Origin of the sequence: Siminovitchia jepli, assembly GCF_047228825.1 — a bacterium.
GTDB lineage: Bacteria > Bacillota > Bacilli > Bacillales > Bacillaceae_C > Siminovitchia.
Genome location: NZ_JBFEGN010000107.1, coordinates 1 through 9,406 on the forward strand (window position 1 = coordinate 1; position 9,406 = coordinate 9,406).

A 9,406-nucleotide genomic window follows, 5' to 3' on the forward strand; every position below is an offset into this window, starting at 1 on the left:
GAAAGGAGCTGGGATGGCCCTGCAGAAAGCGTTAAAACTGTATCGGATTGAGTCATGGGATTCTTCCTCACTTTTTCTTCGTTAGGAATAATTTCGATAAAGAGAGAAAAAATCCTTTAAAAATCAGTTTAGTGTTTATTTATGACCTGCCGAATGTGGGTAAAAAAATCACTTTGCAGCACTTTAATTAATGATCATTTTTTTTGCTTGTGAACGCTTGATGCATTCTCAGTACGTTTCTAAAAATTCATCTAAAATTCTTTGAGGATAGTATCAAGACGTCTTAACCTACATAAATAACCTGTTTTCACTTTAACTAGGCCCGTATCAATAGGACTAAGGCCGTGGATTAGGTAGTGTTAACGAAGACTTATTCCGATAAAATAAAGAATGATAATATGAATTGGATAGAATAAGTAGAAGAAATATTTCAATCTGGGCCCTTTTTTTCCATTGAAAAGTAATAATAGCGGTAGTGCAGCAATCATCCATTGATAGCTACCGTACGGAACTAAATAATTTATTATTGGATTCATACCACTACCCCATTTAGTATAAGTAGCATATATGAATAAGGAAAAAGAGGAATATGCTATAGTAAATTTCACTTTGTTTCTAAATAAATAAAGCAATATCCCTAACAGAATAAAAGGGATTCCACCCTCAACAAAGAAAATATTTCCAAAAATTGCTTCATAAAAAAAGTGTTCAGCCCAAATATTAATAACTATTATCTCTGAAAGTAGAATACATAAAAGTGCTAATAAGTTGCCAAATGGTAAAATACAGAAATAGATGTATCTTTTTAACATCTGCTACATAAATGGTTAATATTATTACAAATAAAGTTGCAAAGAAATTATTAGTGATGAAGATTCCAGTATCACTAAAAGCATTGTTAATTCCGAGGTTAATAAAAGCCATTGTTACGCTTGAAAGATACAAACGCAACATATAGTTTCTTCGACTAGAAGGGTTAATTGTATCCCACAACAACAAAATATATAAAAATGGGGGCGGCTAATTGACCAATCCATCTAAACCATTCAGGAGTATTAGGGATGAATTGTCCCGTATGATCAATAACCAAAGAAATTAAAGCTATCAATTTAAGACATGTAGTAGTTACAAGCATTGTCCTCAATATGTTTCAATTAAAAAGACTAAAAGCATTAAATAATGTAATCAGATTCGCAGGATTGACTAAATTTCTTGAATAATTCCCCGCTCACCAATTATGGATAATCGTTGGCGCAGGACTCATCAGCACCAAATGCCCATCAACCAATTCATACGTATTGCCATCTTCAATTGCTGCGTAATCGCTGTAAGTGAGACCGCCTTCTTTTAATTGATCAGGACTTGCCTTTTTACGATTGTTATTTGACATTCCGCTCCCCCTTTATGATTTCTCATATTACAAATAGCATATCATCACACCTTATGTTTTCAAGACTTGATCATCAAACAATGTCATCCATTACTCGCACTTTTCCGAAAAAATTTTAAGCCCGCTGCCAAATGATTAGCAGCGGACGTTTTTTAGAGCTCCTTCTTCACATCTGCAATAGAATCGTCAATGATGGTGATCATCGTTCCGACTTCTTCTTTTGTAATACAGAACGGTGGTGCGAATGCCAATGTATCTTGGCCGCCGTAGACAATGCTTCTGCCCAAAAGACCGCGGTCAAGCGCTTTGGCTACGACTTTTGCGGAAACAGGTTCTGCATATCTTTCTTTTGTTTCCACATTTTTGAAAAATTCGATGGCGCCCAGCAGGCCGACTCCTCTGCGGTTGCCCATGAATACATGCGTCTCTTCCAGGTATTTGAGTCCTTTCTGCAGCTCTTCTCCCATGTTGCGGACATTTTCAACCATGTTTTCATTTTCGATGATTTCCAGGTTTTTGAGTGCGACCGCACAGCACATCGGATGGCCGCTGTATGTGTAACCGTGCCAGAAGTTGCCTTCGTAGTTTTCCATCAATTCGTTTTTGATTTTGTCGGAGATGACCATTCCGCCAATCGGCGCATATCCGCTCGAGATTCCTTTTGCCATGCAGATAATGTCCGGAACGACTCCAAACAGATCCATGCCGAATTTCTCGCCTGTTCTTCCGAATCCGCAAATGACTTCGTCCGCAATGAACAGAATGTCATTCTCGTCACAGATTTGGCGGACTTCTTTAAAATAGCCTTGCGGCGGCGGATTGACTCCTCCGGATCCCTGGATCGGTTCAGAGATGAATGCCGCGATATTTTCTGCCCCCTCTTTTTCAATCAAGGCTTTTAATGATTCAATTGATGAATCTACATATAAGAAACCCTGCGCCAACGATGTTGTAAACTCCCTGAATGGCTCGATGCCTGTTGCGCTTGTCGCTCCCATGGCAACTCCATGATAGGAAAGGCTGCGGGAAATGATTTTTGTTTTATTCGGCTGGCCCTTCACTTTCCAATAATGGCGAACCGTTTTAAACGCCGAATCGTTTGATTCTGAACCGCCGGATGTGAAGAAAGTTGTATTCAAGTCTCCAGGTGTCCACTCAGCGACCTTTTTGGCCAATTCGATGACCGGCTCATGGCTGTTTCCCGCGAATGTGGAGCTAAAAGCCAGTTTTGACATTTGTTCAGCCGCCGCCTGGCCCAGCTCCGATCTTCCGTGCCCGATATTGACGTTCCAAAGGGAAGATAAACTATCAATCAACTTTCTGCCCCTGACATCTTTTAAATATATCCCTTTCCCTTCCGTAAAAATCAAACCCGGTCCATTTTCCATATGCTGTTTGATGGAAGTGGACGGATGCAAAAAGTGCTTTTTATCCAGTTCCGCGAGTTCCTTAAATTTTGTTTCTGCTTCATTCATCATCTGCATTGCCATGATGCATTCCTCCGTTTCATTATGGTGCTTTCCTTATTCCTCTGTAGGCGATTTGCCCAGATCCCGTCTCTTCATCTTTTAGTTGACTCCCAGTTTAAAACTGACAACCTTCGGCTCTGTCATGTCTTGAATGGCATATTTTACCCCTTCGCGACCGAGGCCTGAACCTTTCACTCCGCCAAACGGCATCCCGTCGATCCTGTAATCACTGCTGTCATTGATCATGATTCCGCCAACATTGAGCTGATGAATCGCCTGGAAAGCTTTTTCAACGTCCTTTGTAAAAATCCCGGCTTGAAGACCGAAATGGACGCTATTTGCTTTTTTAATTGCTTCATCCAAGTTGTCCGCAGGGGATAATAAAACGACCGGGCCAAAAATTTCTTCTCGGGCAATGGTGCAATGTTCCGGTACGTTCTCAATTACCGTTGGCGAGTAAAAAGCACCGTTGCGCTCGCCTCCAATCAGGAGATCGGCTCCCATCGCGACAGCCTCTTTTACCCAGTTTTCCACCCGGATTGCTTCCTTTTCATGTATGAGAGGGCCCATATCCGTCGTTTCTAGCCCCTTATCACCAACTGTATATTGGGCCGTCTCCGAGATAAACATTTCTTTAAACGCCTCATAAACCTCTTTTTCAATGTAAATTCTTTGTACACCGATACAATTTTGGCCTGCTGCAGAAAATGCTCCCAAGACACATGCTTTTGCAGCCTCTTCGATATTCGCATCTTTTAGTATGATCGCCGGAGAGTTGGAACCAAGCTCCATGCTCAGTTTTTTCAAGCCTGCCTTGCGTGCGATTCGTTCTCCCGTCTCCAATCCCCCTGTGAAAGAAATCATGCGAATAGCCGGATGCGTAACTAGCACATCGCCAATTTCTCCTCCGGTTCCCGTCACTACGGACAAGATTTTTGGCGGCAGCCCCGCGTAATCGAATGCCTTCGCCAGCAGCAGCGCACTTAAAGGCGTAGCCGTCGCCGGTTTTACGATGATGGCGTTTCCCGAGGCGATCGCAGGCCCTACTTTATGGGCAACCAAATTTAAAGGATCGTTGAACGGAGTAATGGCCCCTATGATTCCGATCGGGAAACGATAATAATAGCCGACGCGATTTTCACCCGTTTCCGATTGGTCAAAGGGAATCGTTTCTCCTTGAATTCGCCTTGCTTCTTCTGCGCTCAGCCTCAATGTTTGGATGCAGCGTTTCACTTCACTTCTTGCTTCCCGTATCGTTTTGCTTCCTTCCTGTGAAATGGTTACAGCATATGCTTCACTTCTTTTTTCAATATAGTCCGCTGCCCGATTTAAAATGCTCATCTTCATATGGACAGGCAGAGCTGCCGCAATTTTTGCCCCTTCTTTCGCTTCTTCAATCGCGAATAGCATCTCTTCCTTCGCAGCGGCGGGAACTGTTGTAATCAGTGTATTATCCTGGGGATTTAAGACTTCTATCGTTTTTTCGCTGCCAACCCATTTCCCGGCGAGATACATTTCCTGCCCAAGTACTTTTGTCGACAATTCCATCACGCCTTTCCGGATGTTTTAAAAGTTTATCTTTCCTGCAATAAACGGATGGCTGTTTCGGTTAAAATTGAAACGCCGATTTCGAGGCATTTTTCATCCATATCAAAAATATTGGTATGAAGGTCACGATTTTTTCCATCACAGAGTGAACACCCCAGAAAAAACATCGAGCCCGGTACTTTTTCCGTCATATATCCAAAATCTTCACCACCCATGCCGAAAGGCTCTTTGACCACTTTCATGCCCGGATATAAGTCTAGCGCCACTTGCGTCAGCAAAGAGTTTAAACGGGGATCGTTTTGTAGCGCAGGCTCTCCCTGCTCCAAAGTGAAGGAGTAAGTTCCGCCTAGTGATTCCGCCATTTTAAAAACATTTTCCACTTCATTGGCAAGTTTTTGCCTTGTTTCGAAAGAGTAGGTTCGAAGCGTGCCCGTAACTTCCACTTCTTGGGGTATAATGTTGCTCGCGGTTCCAGTGTGAATTTTGCCAATGCTCGCTGCGGCCGTTTCCAAAGGAGAGATCCTTCTGGAAACCAGTCCATAAAAAGACTGAAGGATCGTCCCCAGCATCCATATGGGGTCCTTCGTCATATGGGGATACCCCCCATGCCCGCCTTCCCCAATGATTTTCGCATGAAAGACATCGACATTTGCCATGCTGAATCCATCATTCACCTGGATGACACCTGCGGGATGCCACGGACAGACATGGAGTGCCAATACTGATTCCACATCATCCAAGGCCCCTTCCTGAATCATTCTCGGAGCACCCGATAGACCTTCCTCATCGGTATCTTCTTCAGCAGGCTGAAAAATCAATTTGACTGTCCCCTTCACCTTTCCTTCCTTGAAAAGGTTTGAAAGCAAGGTGGCTGCACCGAGTAAAATCGCTGTATGGGCATCATGGCCACAAGCATGCATGACGCCTTTTCTTGTAGATCGGTACTCGTGGTCATTTTGCTCATCAATCGGAAGGGCATCCATGTCGGCACGCAAAGCAATTACCGGGCCGTTTCCTGATGAAATTGTTCCTATTACGCCGGTTTTGGCCACACCTGTTTGTATATGAATATTTCCCAATTCTTTTAATTTTTCGGCTACAAAAGCTGCGGTATCATGTTCCTGAAAACTCAACTCCGGATATTGATGGAGATGGCGGCGCCACTCACTGACTTTGTTTGCCGCCGCGCGCGCTTCATCTACAACCGTTTTTTGACCAGTAATCATCCGTCATTCCTCCAGACACATTTTATGTGAAATGAAGAGATTTCTTATTATCTATTTCCAGCCCGATGCCCTCTTTTTCGGTTAAAAATCGATAGGCATATAAAGCGATGGCAGTATCCTGGGCTCCGGTTCCCGTCAAGTCGCACACTGTGATTTCCTGGTCATTTACCCTGCCTTTTTCTTTTCCGGATGTGACTTCTCCAAGTTCGATCACCGGTTCATCCGCCGAAATGTATCCCTGTTCAATGGAATGATGCAATTCTCCAAGGCGGGCGCATTGTGCTTTTGTATCGCAAACGAAGCGATCTGCTTTTTTGAGCACATCTGCTGCCAGTTCCTGTTTTTCTTCCGCATCCGATCCCATTGCAGTAATGTGCAGTCCGGGATGGAGCCAGTCTGCTTTCATAATCGGCTCCGTGGCTGGTGTTGTCGTTACAACAATCTCGCTGTTTCGTACGACTGTCTCCGCTTCGTCCGCCAATTGGATATCCACTTGCAAAACATTTTCCATTTCATCCTTAAACTTTTGGGCGTTTTCCCGTGAGCGGCCGTAGACGATGACCTTCTCAAAATTTCTTACAAGCTTTAAAGCCGCCATTTGATACCGGGCTTGCGCTCCCGTGCCGATTACGCCAACTGTTTTCACATATTCTTTTGCCATATATTTTGCAGCAATCGCCCCGGCGGCAGCCGTCCGGATTTCAGTCAGGTAGCCATTGTCCAGAAGCAGTGCCTTCGGCTCGCCTGTAACGGCGCTGATCAGCATCATCAAGCCGTTTGCACTCGGAAGCCCAAGCTGATCGTTATTAAAAAATCCGGAGGATACTTTCAAGGCAAACAATTCTTTCCCTGGAATATAGGCTGTTTTTACGTCTACTTCCCCATTATTTTCTTTGACGTCCACTCTCATGATAGGCGGCATGATCACCTCTTTTGTCGCCAGTTGAGTAAACGCATCCTCCACGACAGGAAGTACATCTTTATTTAACGTGACAAACTGCTTGATTTCACTTTCGGTAAAAATATTCATTATTTTTCCACCTCCTATCCTATAATCGTTAAGTCCAAATCCTCTTTTACAATTAGCTCTCTTTGGAAGTTTGCCAGTACTTCACATCCAGTTTCTGTGACCCTGAATGACTCGCTGATTTCAATCCCGTAATCATCAAACCAGAGGCCAGGAATTAAATGGAAGGTCATATTGGGCTGAAGAACGGTCAGGTCTCCCCGCCTGATACTGGCGGTATGCTCCCCCCAATCCGGAGGGTAATTTAAACCCATCGAATAGCCCAAGCGGGATTCCTTTTCGATGCCGTATTTTTTAATGATGTTTTCCCAGGCAATCTCCACTTCTTCGCAAGTAACTCCCGGTTTGACCGCCTCAAGTGCCGTGTTCAGCCCCTCAACGACAATCTGTGAAATATTATAGGCCTCTTCACTCGGCTGGCCGATGGATACCGTCCGTGCCAATGGAGAATGGTAGCGCTGGTGACAGCCGGCCAATTCGATAATAACCATTTCTCCAAATTGATATTGTCGATCAGTCCATGTTAAATGCGGTGTTGATGTATTTTCCCCCGAGGGCAGCAACGGAACGATAGATGGATAATCTCCTCCAAATTCCGGAGTCCCCGTGATCAGCTCTTTATAAATGTGTCCAACTACATCACATTCCCGGACACCTTCAGCTATGTGTGCTACCGCTGCACCCATCCCTCTTTCAACAATCTTCGCCGCCCGTTTGATATATTCAATCTCCTGATCCGACTTGATCAGGCGAATATAATTGACTAACAAACTTGCATCTTCAAAGGTCGCGTTCGGAAGGCTCTGCTTCAAACGCTCATAAGCAAGAGCCGAGAAATAGTAAGATTCCATTTCAAGTCCAATTCTTCTGTTTGACTGCCCGATTTGGTGCAAAATATCGGCGACAAATTCCATTGGATGCTTATCTGAATGAATGTATGTGTCAGGATAAGGAATAATGTTATTTTCAAACAGCCAAGTCGTGGCTCTTGCTCCGCCGGCATCCATATGCCTGCCAATCCAGATTGGCTGTTCCTCGTCAATAATAACGGCCAAAACTTGATCAACATAAAACGACCAGCCGTTATAACCGGATAAATAGTTCATATTTGCCGGATTTGTAATGAGTAATACTTCGATTCCTTTTTCCAACATTTTTTTCTTTGTTTGTACCAGCCTGTTTTGATATTCCTGATGGCTGAATGGCAACATATACATGCCCCCTTTTGCAAGTGCTTTCACTTTCAAATTGTATCTTTATTATAAGATCACTTCTGAAGGAAAAACATCTTCCATTTTGTATGAATTTTTCCATTCTGCTTTTATACAATTTTTGAAAACCGGGATTGACCAAAAAAGAAGCGTTCTTATACATAAAGAACACTAGCTTTCTTGTAACACTTACGCCAGACGGATGTTTGGCCGAACAAACAATTCACGCGGAAAATCCGCGAGTACTTCACATCCTGTTTCCGTCACCCTGAATGATTCGCTGATTTCAATCCCGATATTGTCGAGCCAAATCCCCGGAATCATATGAAACGTCATATTTGGTTTTAAAATCGTTTGATCACTCGGTCTAAGGCTTGCTGTATGCTCGCCCCAATCCGGCGGGTAGTTAAGCCCGATTGAATAACCGATCCTGGATTCTTTTTTGATGCCGCTCTTTTCAATTGCCTTGCGCCATACGAATTCTACTTCTTCGCACGTCATTCCGGGTTTCACTGCTTCCAAAGCCATGTTGATGCCTTCAATGACCACGTTGGCGATATATTGCATTTGTTCAGTGGTTTTTCCTACAACAACGGTCCTGGCCAAGGGCGAATGATATCTTTTATAGCACCCCGCCAATTCAATGATCACCGGATCCCCGTTTTGAAAAACATCATCTGTCCAGGTAAGGTGGCATGCCGACGTTTTTTCTCCTGTCGGCAATAGGGGGACAATTGAAGGATAGTCTCCGCCGAAATCTTCCGTGCCGCTGATTTGGGCATGGGAGATCGCTGCCACAACATCACTTTGGCGAGCCCCCTCCCAAATCGAATCAACAGCCGTTTGCATCGCTTTTTCCGCAATTTTGGCAGCCTTTTTGATAAACTCAATTTCTTGTTCTGACTTAATAATGCGCACCCAATTCACCAGATTGGTTGCATCCTTAAACGTCGCATTTGGAAGCCCGTTGGTCAGCTGAATATAGTTTTTGGCGGTAAAATAATAGGCATCAAGTTCAACACCGATCACACGGTTAGCTTGCTTTTCCCTCTTTAAAACCCCCGCAACAAAGTCCATCGGATGTTTAACATCAGACTGGACGTAGTCATCTTCGTACGGAATGATATGGTTCTCATCCAGCCACGTTGTATGTTTGGCCGCACTTGCGTCTTGCCCGCGGCCAATCCAGAAAGGCTGTTCTTCTTCCATGATCACAACAAGCAGTTGATGGACATAAAAAGACCAAGCATTATATCCGCAAAGGTAGCATATATTGGCCGGATCTGTAACAAGCAAGAGATCTATTCCTTCAGCCTGCATCCTTTGTTTCGTTTTCCTTATCCGCTCTTGATACTCCAAAATATTAAATGATAACAAATCAATCCCTTCTTTCTATATCATTTAGTTTTAAAGTCCGTTTCTAAACCGCTTTAAAAATACCTGAAGCCGTTCCGTTTTCGGATTTTCCAGCACTTCTTCCGGCGGCCCCTGCTCGACAATGTTCCCCTGGTCGATAAAGACAACCCGGTCGGATA

The 9,406-nt window shown here is 44.0% G+C and carries 9 protein-coding genes; all 9 read right to left on the reverse strand.

The annotated features are described in order from the left end of the window. Positions 1–359: 359 nt before the first annotated feature. Entirely contained in the window at positions 360–812 is a 453-nt protein-coding gene (locus AB1L08_RS20020; RefSeq protein WP_413066392.1) for a TraX family protein, read from the reverse strand. Between the two features lie 164 nt (positions 813–976). Next, the gene (locus AB1L08_RS20025) at positions 977–1,135 is read right to left on the reverse strand and encodes a TraX family protein (RefSeq protein WP_413066393.1); all 159 of its coding nucleotides are present in this window, start codon (positions 1,133–1,135) and stop codon (positions 977–979) included. A gap of 93 nt (positions 1,136–1,228) precedes the next feature. After that, positions 1,229–1,390, reverse strand: a complete 162-nt coding sequence (locus tag AB1L08_RS20030) for a hypothetical protein (RefSeq protein ID WP_413066394.1) — start codon at positions 1,388–1,390, stop codon at positions 1,229–1,231. A gap of 152 nt (positions 1,391–1,542) precedes the next feature. Then, positions 1,543–2,880 (reverse strand): aminotransferase family protein, encoded by a 1,338-nt coding sequence (locus AB1L08_RS20035; protein ID WP_413066395.1) that lies wholly within the window; start codon positions 2,878–2,880, stop codon positions 1,543–1,545. Positions 2,881–2,958: 78 nt separating this feature from the next. Beyond that, on the reverse strand, positions 2,959–4,407 hold the full coding sequence (locus AB1L08_RS20040; RefSeq protein WP_413066396.1) for an aldehyde dehydrogenase family protein: 1,449 nt from the start codon (positions 4,405–4,407) through the stop codon (positions 2,959–2,961). A 26-nt stretch (positions 4,408–4,433) separates the two neighbouring features. Further along, on the reverse strand, positions 4,434–5,633 hold the full coding sequence (locus AB1L08_RS20045; RefSeq protein WP_413066397.1) for a M20 metallopeptidase family protein: 1,200 nt from the start codon (positions 5,631–5,633) through the stop codon (positions 4,434–4,436). A 22-nt stretch (positions 5,634–5,655) separates the two neighbouring features. Then, on the reverse strand, positions 5,656–6,663 hold the full coding sequence (locus AB1L08_RS20050) for a cyclodeaminase (protein ID WP_413066398.1): 1,008 nt from the start codon (positions 6,661–6,663) through the stop codon (positions 5,656–5,658). A 14-nt stretch (positions 6,664–6,677) separates the two neighbouring features. Next, positions 6,678–7,871, reverse strand: coding sequence for a M24 family metallopeptidase (locus AB1L08_RS20055; RefSeq protein ID WP_413066399.1), 1,194 nt, complete (start codon positions 7,869–7,871; stop codon positions 6,678–6,680). A gap of 189 nt (positions 7,872–8,060) precedes the next feature. Further along, positions 8,061–9,248 (reverse strand): M24 family metallopeptidase, encoded by a 1,188-nt coding sequence (locus AB1L08_RS20060; protein WP_413066400.1) that lies wholly within the window; start codon positions 9,246–9,248, stop codon positions 8,061–8,063. Between the last annotated feature and the right edge of the window lie 158 nt (positions 9,249–9,406).

Bases quoted from the DNA above. Each gene is read 5' to 3' on its own strand.
- AB1L08_RS20020 (WP_413066392.1), bottom strand. From the start codon at position 812: ATGTTAAAAAGATACATCTATTTCTGTATTTTACCATTTGGCAACTTA.
- AB1L08_RS20025 (WP_413066393.1), bottom strand. From the start codon at position 1,135: ATGCTTGTAACTACTACATGTCTTAAATTGATAGCTTTAATTTCTTTG.
- AB1L08_RS20030 (WP_413066394.1), bottom strand. From the start codon at position 1,390: ATGTCAAATAACAATCGTAAAAAGGCAAGTCCTGATCAATTAAAAGAA.
- AB1L08_RS20035 (WP_413066395.1), bottom strand. From the start codon at position 2,880: ATGGCAATGCAGATGATGAATGAAGCAGAAACAAAATTTAAGGAACTC.
- AB1L08_RS20040 (WP_413066396.1), bottom strand. From the start codon at position 4,407: ATGGAATTGTCGACAAAAGTACTTGGGCAGGAAATGTATCTCGCCGGG.
- AB1L08_RS20045 (WP_413066397.1), bottom strand. From the start codon at position 5,633: ATGATTACTGGTCAAAAAACGGTTGTAGATGAAGCGCGCGCGGCGGCA.
- AB1L08_RS20050 (WP_413066398.1), bottom strand. From the start codon at position 6,663: ATGAATATTTTTACCGAAAGTGAAATCAAGCAGTTTGTCACGTTAAAT.
- AB1L08_RS20055 (WP_413066399.1), bottom strand. From the start codon at position 7,871: ATGTTGCCATTCAGCCATCAGGAATATCAAAACAGGCTGGTACAAACA.